The organism is Streptomyces sp. NPDC007917, assembly GCF_042959105.1.
Lineage (GTDB): Bacteria > Actinomycetota > Actinomycetes > Streptomycetales > Streptomycetaceae > Streptomyces.
Window position 1 is genome coordinate 261,214 of the sequence record NZ_JBIBKK010000009.1, and the last position, 14,575, is coordinate 275,788.

The following is a 14,575-nucleotide window of genomic DNA, read 5'->3' on the forward strand; positions in this document are numbered from 1 at the left end:
CTTATACGGCGGCACGCCCCTCGCGAAACCTGTCCGCGGCAGGGGCGGGGGTCTCGCGGGGGGCGTGCGTGGCCGTGCTGACCGAAGAGGTCAGGGCGTGAGCGCCAGCTCGTCGTCAGTCGACTTCTTCACCGCGCTCTCACTGAAGGACCAGGGCAGCAGCTCACCCTTCACCCACTTCTCCGTCTGGTCGGTGTAGTGCGCGTGGTAGGCGTGCCCGGAGGCGCCGGTGAGGTTGATCCACCGCGACTTGTCCAGATTGTCGAGGTTGACGACCATCCGCATGGACGGCACCCAGGTGACGCCGTAGCCGCCCGCCGCGTTCCACCCGGTGGCGTTGACCGCGGCCTCGCCGCCGGACAGGTTCCAGGGGCCGCGGTTGAGGAGCCACTGCACCACACCCGGGCCCTCGGTGCCCAGGGTCTGGTTCTTCAGCGTCAGCCGGTGCAGTCGGCCCCAGCTCCAGCTGTTGATGTCCTTGCCCAGCTTGGCGGTGAGCTCGGCGCGGGCGTCCTTCAGGGCCTGGCCCAGGAGCTGGTCCCGGTTGGTGGCGGCGGGCTCGAGGCGGGTGCCGGTGGTCTTCCACCAGTGGTTCTTGGGATCCTTGATGATCTTGCGGATGACCTCGTACCAGCGGTCGCCGCCGTCCGGCTGGGCCGACGCCGCGTCGCGCTGGCCGCACTCGCGCACCAGCCGGGCCTTGCCGTTCAGGTCCTCGGCGGGGCCGGAGTCATCGGCCGGCCGGACCCGCAGACACTGGCCCTTCACCCGCAGCTCCTTCGGAAGTTTGTTTCCGAACGCGAGCATAAGGACGTTGCGATAGACGGCGTTGAAGTAGGCGGCGGCCGGGGAGTCCGAGTCCTGGGTGTAGTCCCAGCCCTCCAGGAGCTTCTGCGCCTCCCTGACGAAGCCGTCCTTGACGTCGATCTTCAGCAGGTAGGGGGTCAGCAGCTCGGCGATCTCGCTGCTGTTGTCCATCTGCATGGACTGCATGTCGTCGGTCGAGATCTTCCCGTTGTCCTTGATCTTCGACTCGATCAGGTCGGTTATCCGCTGGCTGCGCGCCCCGTATCCCCAGTCGTCCGTCAGCTGGTACTTGTAGTCCTTGCCTATGACGGCCTGGTTGGCGGTGACGATGTAGCCGCGCTTGGGGTCGTAGTCCCAGGGCAGCTCGGCCTGCGGGATGTAGCCGTTCCACTCGTAGCGCGAGTCCCAGCCGGGCGCCGGGTAACGGCCGTCACCCTTGGCGCGCGTGGGGATCTTGCCGGGCATCTGGTAGCCGATGTGGTTCTTGGTGTCGGCGTAGATCAGGTTCTGGGCGGGGACGGCGAAGTCGCGGGCCGCCTTGCGGAAGTCGGTGAAGTTCTTGGCGGAGTCGAGCTCGAAGACCGCGTCCATGGAGTTGGACGGGTCCAGCGCGGTCCAGCGCAGCGAGACGGCGTAGCCGTCGCCGCGGTCGGGTGCCACATCGCCGACGTCGCTGCCTACCGGTGCGCTCTTGCCGACGTCCCCGAGTTCGTCGTCCCGGTCGGAGACGATCGGGCCGTGCCGGGTGGAGCGGACGGTGATCGTCCGGGACTTGCCGCCGGCGACCTTGATGGTCTCCTCACGGGTCTTGAAGGGCACCTGCTTGCCGTCGTAGAGGTAGCCCTGGTCGGTGACCTTCTCCAGGTAGAGGTCGGTCACGTCCGCGCCCAGGTTGGTCATGCCCCAGGCGATGTTCTGGTTGTGGCCTATGACGACCCCCGGCATACCGGAGAACGTGAAGCCCGCCACGTCGTACGGGCACGCGGTGCTGACCTGGTTGCAGTGCAGGCCCATCTGGTACCAGACGGACGGCAGCTGGGGGGCCAGATGCGGGTCGTTGGCGAGCAGCGGCTTACCGGTGGTCGTGTACCGGCCCGCGACCACCCACGAGTTGGAGCCGATGCCGGTGCCGTTCGGGCCGAGCAGCGCCGGCACGTCGTCGAGGGTCTTGGAGAGCGAGGAGAGCTGGGTCTGGAAGCCCTGGGTGGCGCCCGCGACCCCGTTCGCCGGGGAGTCGGTGGAGGTGTCCGTCGCGGTCGCCTTGGGGTCGAACGCGCCGGTGGTCCCGTCCACCGCGCCGCCGTCCACGATCGGCTTGTTGCGGCTGTACGGGTAGGCCGGGTACAGCTCTTCGATCTCCTTGGCGCTCAAGCGGCTGGAGGCCAGCGCGCGGTCGACCTCGTCCTGCATATTGCCGCGCAAGTCCCACGCCATGGCCTTGAGCCAGGCCACCGAGTCGACCGGGGTCCACTTCTCGGGCCTGTAGTCGTGCTCGAACTCCAGGGCCGCGTACTCGACGGACAGCTCCTTGCCCTGGTGGTCCGCGAGATAGGCGTTGACCCCGTCGGCATAGGCCCGCAGATACTTCTTGGTGGACGGCGACAACTTGGTGTCGTACTCCTGCTGCGCGACGCGGTGCCAGCCCAGAGTGCGCAGGAACGCGTCGGTCTCCACCTGTCCGGAGCCGAACATCTCGGAGAGCCTACCGGCCGTCATATGGCGGCGTACGTCCATCTCCCAGAAGCGGTCCTGGGCCTGGACGAACCCCTGGGCGCGGAAGAGGTCCTCGGGGGTGTCGGCGTAGATCTGCGGTATCCCGTAGCCGTCGCGCTTGACCTGCACAGGCCCGGACAGGCCCTTGAGCTGCAGCGATCCCGTGGTCTCCGGGAAGGAGGCACGCACCGTACTGATGCTCCAGTACGTGCCGTATCCGACGCCCCCCACGAGCAGCAGCACGACTGCGATCACGATCAGGCGGGCACGTCGGCCCTTCTTCTTGCCAGAAGGGCCGTTTTTGTTGGCGGGCATCGCTGTCCTTCGAGGGGGCAGGGTGATCCTGGAGTGCTGGAGCAACCATAGGCGCAGCGCTGTCGCCGCCCCTACGCGGAGTCATGACTGGGGCCACCCACCGGCCACCACCCGCGAAAAACCGATGTCAGACACCCGCGTCAAGAACCCGTAAAATATTAGGTAAGGCAATGAAGTTCCGGTCGGTCGGGGAGCCTTCCGGCCGCTCCCGTGAGAAAGGTTCGGCCGCTGACTGTCCACCACCTCAACGAACTCCTGCTGATCTGCTCACTCGTCCTGCTCGTCGCGGTGGCGGCCGTCAGGGTCTCGACGCGCAGCGGGCTGCCGACCCTGCTCATCTACCTCGGCCTCGGCGTCGCGATCGGGCAGGACGGGATCGGCGTCGTCTTCGGGGACGCCGCGCTCACGCAGGTCCTCGGCTATGCCGCGCTTGTGGTCATCCTGGCCGAGGGCGGCCTCGGCACGAAGTGGCGGGAAATCAAACCCGCCCTGCCCCTCGCCGCCGTGCTGTCCACGGTGGGGGTCGCGGTGAGCGTCGGGGTCACGGCGTCGGCCGCGCACTATCTGGTCGGGCTCGACTGGCGGCAAGCGCTGATCATCGGTGCGGTGGTGTCCTCCACGGACGCGGCGGCGGTCTTCTCAGTGCTGCGCAAGGTGCCCCTGCCGAGGAGGCTCACGGGCACCCTGGAGGCGGAGTCCGGCTTCAACGACGCCCCGGTGGTGATCCTCGTGGTCGCCTTCTCCGCCCAGCGCGCGATTGAGCCGTGGTACCTGCTGCTCGGCGAGATCGCCCTGGAGCTGGCCATCGGCGCGGTGGTGGGGCTGGCCATCGGCTGGCTGGGGGCGTACGGCCTGCGGCATGTCGCGCTGCCCGCCTCGGGCCTGTACCCGATCGCGGTGATGGCGATCGCCGTGATCGCGTACGCGGGCGGGGCGCTGGCCCACGGCTCCGGCTTCCTCGCCGTCTACCTGGCCTCGCTGATCCTGGGGAACGCGAAGCTGCCGCACTGGCCGGCGACGCGCGGCTTCGCCGAGGGGCTCGGCTGGATAGCGCAGATCGGCATGTTCGTGCTGCTCGGCCTGCTGGTGACCCCCCACGACCTGGGCGACGACGTCTGGCCGGCCATCGGCGTCGGGCTGGCGCTGACCGCGGTGGCCCGGCCGCTTTCGGTGCTGGTGAGCACGCTGCCCTTCCAGGTGCCGTGGCGGGAGAAGGCGCTGCTGTCGTGGGCGGGGCTGCGCGGTGCGGTGCCGATCGTGCTCGCCACCATCCCGGTGGTCTCGGACGTGCCCGACAGCCGCCGCGTCTTCAACATCGTCTTCGTGCTGGTGATCGTCTACACCCTGGTGCAGGGCCCGACCCTGCCCTGGGTCGCGCGCCGGCTGCGCCTGGGCGAGGAGGAGGGGGCGGCGGACCTCGGCATCGAGTCGGCGCCGCTGGAGCGGCTGCGCGGGCATCTGCTGTCGGTTTCGATCCCCAGGGACTCCAAGATGCACGGCGTGGAGGTCGGCGAGCTGCGGCTGCCGACGGGGGCGGCGGTCACCTTGGTCGTCCGGGAAGCGAAGAGCTTTGTGCCGCAGCCCTCGACCGTGCTGCGGCGCGGCGACGAGCTGCTGGTCGTGGCCACGGACCCGGTGCGGGACGCGGCGGAGGAGCGGCTGCGGGCGGTGGGCCGGGGCGGCAAGCTGGCGGGCTGGCTGGGCACGAGCGGGCAGTGACGGTCGGGCCGGGCCGCGTGGGCTGGGTCACCGTATGGCCCGCCGCAGTGGACTGGCGGGCAGGAATACTGCACTATGGACCGTCGTTAGCACTCATTGAGTGAGAGTGCCAGGAGGAGTAAGTGCCGACCTATCAGTACCAGTGCACCGAGTGTGGCGAGGGCCTCGAGGCGGTGCAGAAGTTCACTGACGACGCGCTCACCGAGTGCCCCAGCTGCAAGGGACGCCTGAAGAAGGTGTTCTCGGCGGTCGGCATCGTCTTCAAGGGCTCCGGTTTCTACCGGAACGACAGCCGCGGCTCGTCGTCCGGCAGCACCGGCGGCGGCTCGTCGAAGCCGGCGGCCGCGAAGAGCGAGGGCTCCTCGTCTTCGTCCTCCTCCTCGGACACGTCTTCGTCGTCGTCCTCGAGTTCTTCGTCGGGCTCGTCGTCGAGTTCTTCGTCGTCGACCACGTCGAGCAGCACCTCGTCGGCCGCCTGACATACGGCCGCCCCAAGCGCATACGACATCCCGCCGCTTCCCTCAGGGGGAGGCGGCGGGATGTCGTATGCGCGGACGGCGCTGGCTAGGGTGACCGCATGGCGGAGACCAGCAGTACGTATGCGGAGACGGCGGAGATAGGGGTCATCGGCGGGTCGGGGTTCTACTCCTTCCTCGACAATGTGACCGAGATCACCGTCAAGACCCCCTATGGCGCACCGAGCGACTCGCTCTTCCTCGGCGAGGTCGCCGGGCGGAGGGTCGCCTTCCTCCCGCGCCACGGCCGCAAGCACCACCTGCCCCCACACCGGATCAACTACCGCGCCAACCTGTGGGCGCTGCGCTCGGTCGGGGTACGGCAGATCTTCGGCCCGTGCGCGGTGGGCGGGCTGCGGCCCGAGTACGGGCCGGGGACGCTCCTGGTGCCGGACCAGTTGGTGGACCGCACGAAGGGCCGCGTCCAGACCTATTTCGACGGCGAGGCGCTGCCGGACGGGCAGGTCCCGAACGTGGTGCACACCACCTTCGCCGATCCGTACTGCCCGACGGGGCGGCAGGTCGCGGTGGCGGCGGCGCGCGGGCGCGACTGGGAACCGGTGGACGGCGGCACGCTGTGCGTGATCGAGGGGCCGCGCTTCTCCACCCGGGCCGAGTCGCGGTGGCATGCGGCGCAGGGGTGGTCGGTGGTCGGCATGACGGGACATCCGGAAGCGGTGCTCGCCCGTGAACTGGAGCTCTGCTACACGTCGTTGACGCTGGTCACGGACCTGGACGCGGGTGCGGAGACGGGCGAGGGGGTCTCGCACGGCGAGGTGCTGCGGGTGTTCGGGGAGAACTTGGAGCGGCTGCGCGACGTGCTGTTCGACGCGGTGGGCGCGCTGCCGGCCGCCGAGGCGCGGGAGTGCCTGTGCACCCATGGGCACGACGGCTGGGACCTGGGGATCGAGCTGCCGTAGCGGTCGGCGGGTTTACCCGCGCGGGTGACGGAGTTATCCACAGCCTGGGGGTTGTGCACAGGCCCGAGCGGGATTCGGCGAGGACGGGCATCGTGAAGGGGCCAGAAGCTCCCGGCCTCTCACGACAGGCGGTGATTGCCGTGTCCGACCCGTTCCTCCGCTCTCCGTCCGCTTCCTCTCCTCCGTCACTTCCATCCCCTCCATCCCCGCCGCCCTCACTATCGCCCTCTCTGTCCCTCTCATCGCCTTTGTCGCCTTCGCCCGCGTCCCGGGCGCGCTCGGCTCCTTCCTGGGCCGAGCGGTCCCGTCGCACTCCCCCGACGTGCGCGGTGCCGGGGTTCGGGCCGGTGCGGGTGGGCCGCGGCGGACATCGGCTGCGGCGGGCGTTACGGCGGCGCCGGCGCTCGATGGCGGCGGGTCTGGCGATGACCGCGGCCGCGCTGGCAGCCGCCGCGCCCTCCGGCGGCTCCGAACCGCGTCCGGCGGCCTCCGCGCCGCCGGACGACGGCCGACGCGAGCCGCGGCCGGCCGTGGTGTCCGCGCCGGTGCGGATCGCCGACGCGGCGGCTGTGCGGCTGCTGCGCCCCGGTGACCGAGTGGATGTGCTGGCCGCCCCGGGGCCCGGTCAGGCCCGCGGCCCTGCCGCCGCGCATGTGATCGCTCGTGGTGCGCGGGTGACCGATGTGCCGCGGCCGGGGCGTATGACGGCGGCGGACGTCGAGAGCGCGGACCTCGGAGCGGCGAGTGGCGGAGCGCTGGTCGTGCTCGCGGTGGAGCGGCCGACCGCGGCGGCCCTGGCCGGTGCGGCGGCCACATCGAAGTTGGCGGTGGCGCTGTGCCGATCTTGACCGTAGGTTGCGGAGCCGTCCGCTCCACAACCGGTGCGGCGAGAGAAAGGCAAAGGGTTGAGCGAGGAGAAGAAGAGCGTCATGGAGGGCTTCAAGGCCTTCCTGATGCGTGGCAACGTCATCGATCTGGCTGTCGCGGTCGTGGTCGGAGCCGCGTTCACGGGCGTCGTGAACTCCATAGTGAAGGGCCTGATCAATCCGGTCGTCGGCGCCTTCGGCACCAAGGACCTGGAGAAGTACCGCTCCTGCCTGGAGGCCCCCTGCGAGACGAACGCCGCGGGCGAGGTCACCAGGGGCATCCCCATCCTCTGGGGGACCGTGCTGAGCGCCGTGCTCACCTTCCTGATCACGGCGGCGGTGGTGTACTTCCTGATGGTGCTGCCGATGTCGCGCTATCTGGCGCGGAAGGCCGCCAAGGAGCAGCAGGAAGAGGAGAAGCAGGCCGAGAAGGAGAGCGCCGAGATCGCGCTGCTCCGCGAGATAAGGGACGAGCTGGTCGCGCTGCGCGGCAGCGCATCGAGCACCTGAGCCCTCGGGGTTCCGGAGCTCAGAGGTGGTGGGGCGGCTTCTCGTCGAGGAAGCGGGCCAGGTCCGCGGCGCCGTCGGTGCCATCGCCGGTGCCGCCGCCGGCCGGGCGCTCACCCCAGCCGCGGTCCGTGTCGTCCGAGGAGCGCTGCGCCAGCGGATCGTCGAAGATCAGCGCGGCTGCCGGGTCGCGCGGTCCGGGGTCGGGGGCGGTGCTCATGCGTCAAGAGTACGACCGGTCGGACGGCGCGTCGGCGGGGGCGCCGGCCAGCTGCTCGTGCCACCACAGGTCCCGGCCGGGCGTCCAGGACACGGGGCGGGCCAGACGGTGGACGACCAGGACCTTCGGGGTCCGCGCGCTGCCCGCCAGCGCCCGGTCGATCAGCGGCTTGAGCGGCTGCGGCTCCCCGCGCCGCCAGTCGCCGTCCGCGGTGATCAGCACCTTCGCGTCCATCCCCGCCAGCCGGGCGCGCAGCTCATGGACGCGCAGCCCGACGGGGAGCGTGGAGCGTACGGCGTCGAGGCGGCCACAGGCGAGCGTGGCGATCACGGATTCGGGGATCAGCGGCAGATGCACCGCCACCCGGTCCCCCGCGCGCACGCCGAGCCTCGTCAGGGCCGCCGCCGCCCGCCCCGCCTGGTCGAGCAGTTCGGCGTGCGTCAGCTCCTCCTCGCAGTCCGGCTCACTGATCCAGCGGAGGGCCACCCGAGGCGCCTGCCGCGCGGCGGCGGCCAGGGTCGGGAGCTCCTCCGTCCGAGACGTACGGGGCACGTTGGTCTTCCTTCGGACGAGGGCGAACGGCATATCGCACAGCCTGCCGTCGGCCAATCAACGTCTGATGAACGTCCTGTTGACGAGGGCTCCGCGCGAACGCTCCCGCGCCCGCGGCCCCTTCGCCACGGCTTCCGTGCTACGCATAGCGCCCATGGACAGCGACCGGAAGACACCCCGACCCGCCCGCCCCGGCCGGGTCGATGCCCTGACGGATGTACCCGGGCTGCGCGTCGGCCATGCGCGGCGGACCGGCGACGGATGGCTCAGCGGCACGACCGTCGTACTGGCCCCCGAAGGAGGTGCGATCGCCGCGGTCGATGTCCGAGGCGGTGGCCCCGGCACCCGCGAGACCGACGCCCTCGATCCGCGCAATCTCGTCCAGCGCGTCGATGCCGTCGTGCTGACCGGCGGCAGCGCGTTCGGACTGGACGCCGCCTCCGGAGTGGCCGCCTGGCTCGAGGAGCAGGGCCGTGGCTTCCGGGTCGGCCCCGACCCGGCGCAGGTGGTGCCGGTCGTACCGGCCGCCGCCCTCTTCGACCTCGGGCGCGGGGGCGACTGGCGGGCCCGGCCGGACGCCGCGCTGGGGCGCGAGGCCATCGAGGCCGCGGCCGGTACGGACCTGGGCGCGCCGGTCGCGCAGGGCTGTGTGGGGGCCGGCACGGGCGCGGTGGCGGGAGGCGTCAAGGGCGGCATCGGCTCGGCGAGCGTGGTCCTGCCGTCCGGGATCACCGTGGCCGCCCTGGCGGCGGTCAACGCGGCGGGCTCGGTGGTCGATCCGCTGACGGGCGCGCTGTACGGGGAGTGGTTCGGCGAGCCGTACGAGCCGTATGAGGCGGTGCCGGAGGGCGGCCGGGTCCACCGTCCCGGCGAGGCGGAGCACGCCAGGGCACAGCGTCGGCTGGCCGCCGCGCGGGCCGAGTCGGAGCGGCGTTCGGCGGCGTCCGTGCGGCCCCCGCTGAACACCACCTTGGCGGTGGTCGCCACGGACGCGGTGCTCAGCCGCGCCCAGGCGCACAAGCTCGCGGGCACGGCACACGACGGCCTGGCGCGCGCGGTGCGGCCCGTGCATCTGCTGTCCGACGGTGACACGGTCTTCGCCCTGGCGACGGGCGACCGCCCGCTCGTGCCGGAGGGCGCCGACGGCGCGCAGGACCCGGCGTTCGGGGTGCATGTGGAAGCCGGCGCGCTGAACGAGGTATTGGCCGCGGGGGCGGATGTGCTGACGCGCGCGGTGGTCAAGGGGGTGCTGGCGGCCGAGGGGGTGGACGGGCCGGGGGGCGTGTTCCCCTCGTACCGCGAGCTGTACGGCTCCGGGCAGGCAGGACCGCAGGACGAGACGGAAGGCGGGGCGGGGGCCCGTAGGGAGAGCTCCGCGTAGCCGGGGCGAGGGAGGTGAGGGGAGCGATGACGGACACAACCGCTGGGGACACCACGGCCAGGAAGGCCACCACCATGGATGCCGCCACCATGGATGTGGCTGCCGTGGAGGCCGCTGCCGTCGAGGCCGACTTGATCGTCGTCGGCGGTGGCCCGGCCGGCTGCGCCGCCGTGGTGATGGCGGCGGGCCTCGGGATGCGGTCCGTGCTCATCGAGTCGGATGAGTCGCTGTGCCGAGGGCTGGAGCGCGTCGCGGTGCTCGGCAATGTGCTGGGCTTCGCCACCGGTCCGGCTCTGGCGGCGGCGATCAGGGCCGATGTCGCCCGCAGCGATCTGTGCCGGGTGGAGCTCGGTCGGCGCGCCGTGCGGATCGGCGCCCACGAGGACCGGGTGGAGGTGACCACCGTGCCCGCGGAGGCGCCCGGTTCCGCGCTGCTGCTGACCGCGCCGTACGCCGTGGTCGCCACCGGCGTCGGGCCGCTGCGGCTGGAGGACGCCGGGTGGATCGACGGTCGGCAAGGGCTGGTGCTGCCCCCGCTGTGGGAGGCGGACCCGGCCGCGCTCAGCGGCCGCACCGCGCTGGTCCTCGGCGCCGACCGGCCGCTCGGCACATTTCTGCGGGCCCATCCGGACCTGGAGAGCCGGTTCGTCGTCGCCTGTCCGCCGGGTGACGCGTACAAGGCCGAGGAGATCGCCCAGGACCCGCGGGTCGAGCTGGTGCCGGTGCGTCGCCTGACCCTCGCGTCGCCCCCGCCCGAGGAGCAGCCCGGAGAGCCGCCCACAGCCGACGCTCCGCTCACGGCCGAGGTGGTGACCGTGGACGGCGAGCGGCGCACCCTGACCGGCCACCTCGGGTTCCGCAACCTCGGCAGCGGCCCCACGCCGCCCGGCGGGGACCTCTCCACCGACTCCTCGGGCTACTGTCCGCCCTCCCGTCAGCACCCCAGGGTCTTCACCGCGGGCGATCTGCGCTCCGCCCGCTTCCAGCGGATCGCGACCGCCATGGGGTCGGGGAGCGAGGCCGCGCTCGGCGCCTACTACGCGTCACGCGGCCTGCCGACGGTGGTGACGGATGACGTACCACCCCGCGCATGACCCGGCGGTGAGACGGGATGGCTCCGTCTCACCGCCGAGGGAAGGGCGCCGCGGATGGCGGCGGTGGATGTGGTGGTGGTTGCGGTGGAGGTCGGCGCGGTCAGACCGTGACGGGCACCTTGGCCTCGCCGCCGGCACCGGCGCCCGGGGCGGGCTTGCCGTCGGCCGCCGCGGCGGCCGTCTCGGGCCGGGCGGTCTTGCGCATCCCCTTGAGGACGATGACCAGACCGGCGGAGACCGCCGTGCCCGCCACGATGGCCAGCAGGTACAGGAACGGCTGGCCGATCAGCGGGACCACGAAGATGCCGCCGTGCGGGGCGCGCAGCGTGCAGTCGAAGAGCATCGACAGCGCGCCGGTGACCGCGCCGCCCACCATCGAGGAGGGGATCACCCGCAGCGGGTCCGCCGCCGCGAAGGGGATCGCGCCCTCGCTGATGAAGGAGGCCCCCAGCACCCAGGCCGCCTTGCCGTTCTCCCGCTCCGCCTTGGTGAACAGCTGTCCGCGGACGGTGGTGGCCAGTGCCATGGCCAGCGGCGGGACCATGCCGGCCGCCATCACCGCGGCCATGATCTTGAGGCTGCCGGTGCTCGGGTCCGACACCGCGATACCGCCGGTCGCGAAGGCGTACGCGACCTTGTTGACCGGGCCGCCCAGGTCGAAGCACATCATCAGGCCCAGGATGACGCCGAGGATGATGGCGTTCGTGCCGGAGAGGCCGTTGAGCCAGTCGGTCATGCCCTTCTGCGCGGAGGCGATGGGCTTGCCGATCACCACGAACATCAGGAAGCCGACGATCGCCGAGGAGATCAGCGGTATCACCACGACCGGCATGATGCCGCGCAGCGACGCCGGGACCTTGAACCGCTGGATGCCCATGACGACCGCGCCCGCGATCAGACCCGCGACCAGGCCGCCCAGGAACCCCGCCTTGATGGTGGTCGCGATGTAGCCACCGACGAAGCCGGGCACCAGGCCGGGCCTGTCGGCCATGCCGTAGGCGATATAGCCGGCCAGGACCGGCACCAGGAAGGTGAACGCAGCCCCGCCGATCTGGAAGAGCAGCGCCGCCCAGCTGTCCTTCTCGGCCCACACGAAGTGGTCGGCGACGGACTTGGCGCTCGCGATCTCGTAGCCACCGATCGCGAAGGCCAGCGCGATCAGCAGACCGCCCGCGGCCACGAAGGGGACCATGTAGCTGACGCCGGTCATCAGCCACTTGCGCAGCCGGGTGCCGAAGCGGTCGCCGGACTCGCCGGCCCGGTCCATCGGCGCCGAGCGGTCGGCGTCCGCGGAGGCGGTGGCCGGTGCGCTGATCTCACCGCGCGCGGCCTTCTCTCGCACCTCGGCGATCAGCTCCGCCGGGCGGTTGATGCCCGCCTTCACCCCGACGTCCACGGTCGGCTTCCCGGCGAACCGCTCCTTGTCCCGCACCCCCACGTCATGCGCGAAGATCACCGCGTCGGCGGCGGCGATGGTCGCGGGGGCGAGCCTGTCGAACCCGGCCGAGCCCTGGGTCTCGACCACCAGCTCGACCCCGGCATCCCGAGCCGCGTTCTCCAGCGACTCGGCTGCCATATAGGTGTGCGCGATGCCGGTGGGGCAGGAGGTGACGGCCACGATCCGGAAGGGCTCGGACGCCGCGGGCTCGGCGTCGGCCGCGGGGGGCTGCGTGCTCGCCTCGGCGTCGGCCGCCGACGACGGCTCCGGCTGGTCGCCGCGGATCAGGGCGGCCGCCTGTCGCGGGTCCTCGACCGACCGCAGCGCGCCGGTGAACTCGGCGTTCATCAGCTGGCGCGCCAGGCTGGACAGGATGGTCAGGTGATCGCTGTCCGCGCCCGCCGGGGCGGCGATCAGAAAGATCAGGTCGGCCGGGCCGTCCGCGGCGCCGAAGTCGATGCGCGCGGCGCTGCGCCCGAAGGCCAGGGTCGGCTCGGTGACATGCTCGCTGCGGCAGTGCGGTATGCCGATGCCGCCGTCCAGACCGGTCGGCATCTGGGCCTCACGGGCCGCCACGTCGGCGAGGAAGCCGTCGAGGTCCGTGACGCGGCCGGCCGCGACCATGCGTTCGGCGAGCGACCGGGCAGCCGCTTCCTTGGTGTCGGCGGACAGGTCCAGGTCGACCAGGTCCGCGGTGATCAGCTCACTCATCTCGCGGCTCCCTTGTGTGCGGTGCCGCCCCGGGGAAGGTGGGCGGCGGAGTGGGGACTGGGGGGAGGGGGTGGGACGGGGTCGGGCTGGTCACGCGGGCTCCGTGAGGGCGCGGTCCAGCGGGACGTCCGCGGTCGTGGTGACGGCGGACGGGTCCAGATCGGCCGGGGTGGGCATGACGCTGCCCGGCAGTTGTACGGCGGCCGCGCCGTGGGCCACGGCCGAGGCCAGGGCGGCCGGCCCGAGGCCGCCCGCCGCGAGGAATCCGGCGAGGGAAGCGTCGCCCGCACCGACATTACTGCGGACGGCGGCGACCTGAGCCGCGCCGAAGTAGGTGCCCGTCTCGTCGACGAGCAGCTGGCCGTCCGCGCCGAGGCTGGCCAGGACGGCGCGTGCGCCGAGCGCCCGCAGCTCCTCGGCCGCCTTGACCGCGTCGCCGACGGTGGCCAGCGGGCGGCCCACGGCCTGGGCCAGCTCCTCGGCGTTCGGCTTGACGACGTCGGGGCGCTCGCGCAGGGCCGCCGTGAGCGAGGGGCCGGAGGTGTCCAGGGCGATCCGGGCGCCCGCGCGGTGGGCCCGCGCCACGAGTTCGGCGTACCACTCGGGGGCGAGTCCGCGGGGCAGGCTGCCGCAGCAGGCGATCCAGTCGGCGTCGGCCGACTGGGTCCGTACGGCCTCCAGCAGTGCCTCCGCCTCGGCGGGGGTCAGCTCGGGTCCGGCCGCGTTGATCTTGGTGAGGGTGCCGTCGGGCTCGGCCACGGAGATATTGACCCGGGTCGAGCCCTGTACGGAGACGCCCGCGGCCTCGATCCCCAGTTCGCCGAGCAGCCGCGCCAGCAGCGCGCCCTCCGGCCCGCCCAGCGGCAGCACGGCGACCGTGCGGTGCCCGGCCGCGGCCACGGCCCGCGAGACATTGACGCCCTTGCCGCCGGGATCGACCCGGTCGGCCGCGGCGCGCAGCACGGCGCCGCGCTCCAGCGCCGGAATCTCGTAGGTGCGGTCCAGGCTGGGATTGGGGGTGACGGTGAGGATCATACGCGCGCTACTTCCGTGCCCTGCCGCTCGATAGCCAGGGCGTCCTGCGGGCTGAGCCCGGTGTCGGTGATGAGCAGATCGACATGGCCGAGATCGCCGAACCTGGCGAAGTGCTCCTGGCCGAACTTGGACGAGTCAGCGAGGAGGACGACCCGGCGGGCGGCGGCGACGATGGCGCGCTTGACGGCGGCCTCCGCGAGATCGGGGGTGGTCAGGCCGCCCTCGAGCGAGAAGCCGTTGGTGGCGAGGAAGACGACATCGGCCTTGATCTCGCCGTAGCCGCGCAGCGCCCATGCGTCCACCGCGGCGCGTGTGCGGTGCCGGACCCGGCCGCCGACGAGATGGAGGGCGATGCCGGGGTGGTCGGCGAGCCGGGCGGCGATCGGCAGCGCGTGGGTGACCACGGTGAGATCGGATTCCAGCGGGACCGCGGCGGCGAGCCGGGCCGCCGTCGAGCCCGCGTCGATGATCACGCTGCCGTCGGCGGGCAGTTCGGCGACGGCGGCGCGGGCGATGCGGTCCTTCTCGTCGGCGGCGGTGCTCTCGCGCTCGGCGAGGTCGGGTTCGAAGTCGAGACGGCCGGCCGGAATGGCACCCCCGTGCACGCGGCGGACCAGGCCCGCCCGGTCGAGCGCCCGCAGGTCGCGCCGCACCGTTTCGGCGGTGACCTGGAACTCCTCGGCGAGGGACAGCACATCCACCCGGCCGCTCTCGCGAGCCAGCCGGAGGATCTCCTGCTGCCGCTCCGGTGCGTACATGTGGGTTTACGTCCTTTCCATGCC

Annotated in this window: 13 protein-coding genes; 7 read left to right on the top strand and 6 right to left on the bottom strand. The window is 72.1% G+C overall.

Going from position 1 to position 14,575, the window contains the following annotated elements; translation table 11 throughout:
* Positions 1 to 90: 90 nt before the first annotated feature.
* Positions 91 to 2,835, bottom strand: coding sequence for a penicillin acylase family protein (locus ACFZDL_RS20570; protein ID WP_353587853.1), 2,745 nt, complete (start codon positions 2,833 to 2,835; stop codon positions 91 to 93).
* Positions 2,836 to 3,045: 210 nt separating this feature from the next.
* Between ACFZDL_RS20570 and ACFZDL_RS20575 the strand changes: the two genes are divergently transcribed.
* The 5 genes from ACFZDL_RS20575 (at position 3,046) to mscL (ending at position 7,365) form a co-directional block, all read left to right on the top strand.
* A complete protein-coding gene (locus ACFZDL_RS20575; protein ID WP_353587855.1) occupies positions 3,046 to 4,554 on the top strand; it encodes a potassium/proton antiporter in 1,509 nt (502 codons plus the stop codon).
* 122 nt (positions 4,555 to 4,676) lie between these two features.
* Positions 4,677 to 5,033 carry an FmdB family zinc ribbon protein gene (locus ACFZDL_RS20580; protein ID WP_353587857.1) on the top strand — a complete coding sequence of 119 codons (357 nt, stop codon included), beginning with the start codon at positions 4,677 to 4,679 and terminating at the stop codon, positions 5,031 to 5,033.
* A gap of 98 nt (positions 5,034 to 5,131) precedes the next feature.
* The gene (locus ACFZDL_RS20585; protein ID WP_353587859.1) at positions 5,132 to 5,989 is read left to right on the top strand and encodes an S-methyl-5'-thioadenosine phosphorylase; all 858 of its coding nucleotides are present in this window, start codon (positions 5,132 to 5,134) and stop codon (positions 5,987 to 5,989) included.
* Positions 5,990 to 6,396: 407 nt separating this feature from the next.
* On the top strand, positions 6,397 to 6,837 hold the full coding sequence (locus ACFZDL_RS20590; protein ID WP_353587861.1) for an RcpC/CpaB family pilus assembly protein: 441 nt from the start codon (positions 6,397 to 6,399) through the stop codon (positions 6,835 to 6,837).
* 57 nt (positions 6,838 to 6,894) lie between these two features.
* Positions 6,895 to 7,365 (top strand): large conductance mechanosensitive channel protein MscL, encoded by a 471-nt coding sequence (mscL, locus tag ACFZDL_RS20595; protein WP_353587863.1) that lies wholly within the window; start codon positions 6,895 to 6,897, stop codon positions 7,363 to 7,365.
* Between the two features lie 19 nt (positions 7,366 to 7,384).
* Here the strand turns inward: mscL and ACFZDL_RS20600 are convergent, their stop codons facing one another.
* Both ACFZDL_RS20600 and ACFZDL_RS20605 read right to left on the bottom strand, forming a co-directional pair.
* A complete protein-coding gene (locus ACFZDL_RS20600; protein WP_353587865.1) occupies positions 7,385 to 7,582 on the bottom strand; it encodes a hypothetical protein in 198 nt (65 codons plus the stop codon).
* Positions 7,583 to 7,585: 3 nt separating this feature from the next.
* Entirely contained in the window at positions 7,586 to 8,134 is a 549-nt protein-coding gene (locus ACFZDL_RS20605) for an AMP-binding protein (RefSeq protein ID WP_353587866.1), read from the bottom strand.
* Between the two features lie 154 nt (positions 8,135 to 8,288).
* Between ACFZDL_RS20605 and ACFZDL_RS20610 the strand changes: the two genes are divergently transcribed.
* Both ACFZDL_RS20610 and ACFZDL_RS20615 read left to right on the top strand, forming a co-directional pair.
* Positions 8,289 to 9,515 carry a P1 family peptidase gene (locus ACFZDL_RS20610; RefSeq protein ID WP_353587868.1) on the top strand — a complete coding sequence of 409 codons (1,227 nt, stop codon included), beginning with the start codon at positions 8,289 to 8,291 and terminating at the stop codon, positions 9,513 to 9,515.
* 74 nt (positions 9,516 to 9,589) lie between these two features.
* Positions 9,590 to 10,609 carry a pyridine nucleotide-disulfide oxidoreductase gene (locus ACFZDL_RS20615; protein WP_353588155.1) on the top strand — a complete coding sequence of 340 codons (1,020 nt, stop codon included), beginning with the start codon at positions 9,590 to 9,592 and terminating at the stop codon, positions 10,607 to 10,609.
* Between the two features lie 100 nt (positions 10,610 to 10,709).
* Here ACFZDL_RS20615 and ACFZDL_RS20620 read toward each other — a convergent pair whose 3' ends face one another.
* The 3 genes from ACFZDL_RS20620 to ACFZDL_RS20630 form a co-directional block, all read right to left on the bottom strand.
* Complete coding sequence (locus ACFZDL_RS20620) at positions 10,710 to 12,758, bottom strand: fructose-specific PTS transporter subunit EIIC (RefSeq protein ID WP_353587870.1); 2,049 nt, start codon at positions 12,756 to 12,758, stop codon at positions 10,710 to 10,712.
* Positions 12,759 to 12,848: 90 nt separating this feature from the next.
* On the bottom strand, positions 12,849 to 13,793 hold the full coding sequence (pfkB, locus tag ACFZDL_RS20625) for a 1-phosphofructokinase (RefSeq protein ID WP_353587872.1): 945 nt from the start codon (positions 13,791 to 13,793) through the stop codon (positions 12,849 to 12,851).
* Positions 13,790 to 14,551 (bottom strand): DeoR/GlpR family DNA-binding transcription regulator, encoded by a 762-nt coding sequence (locus ACFZDL_RS20630; RefSeq protein WP_353587874.1) that lies wholly within the window; start codon positions 14,549 to 14,551, stop codon positions 13,790 to 13,792. The genes pfkB and ACFZDL_RS20630 overlap by 4 nt, the downstream gene beginning before the upstream one ends.
* Positions 14,552 to 14,575: the final 24 nt, after the last annotated feature.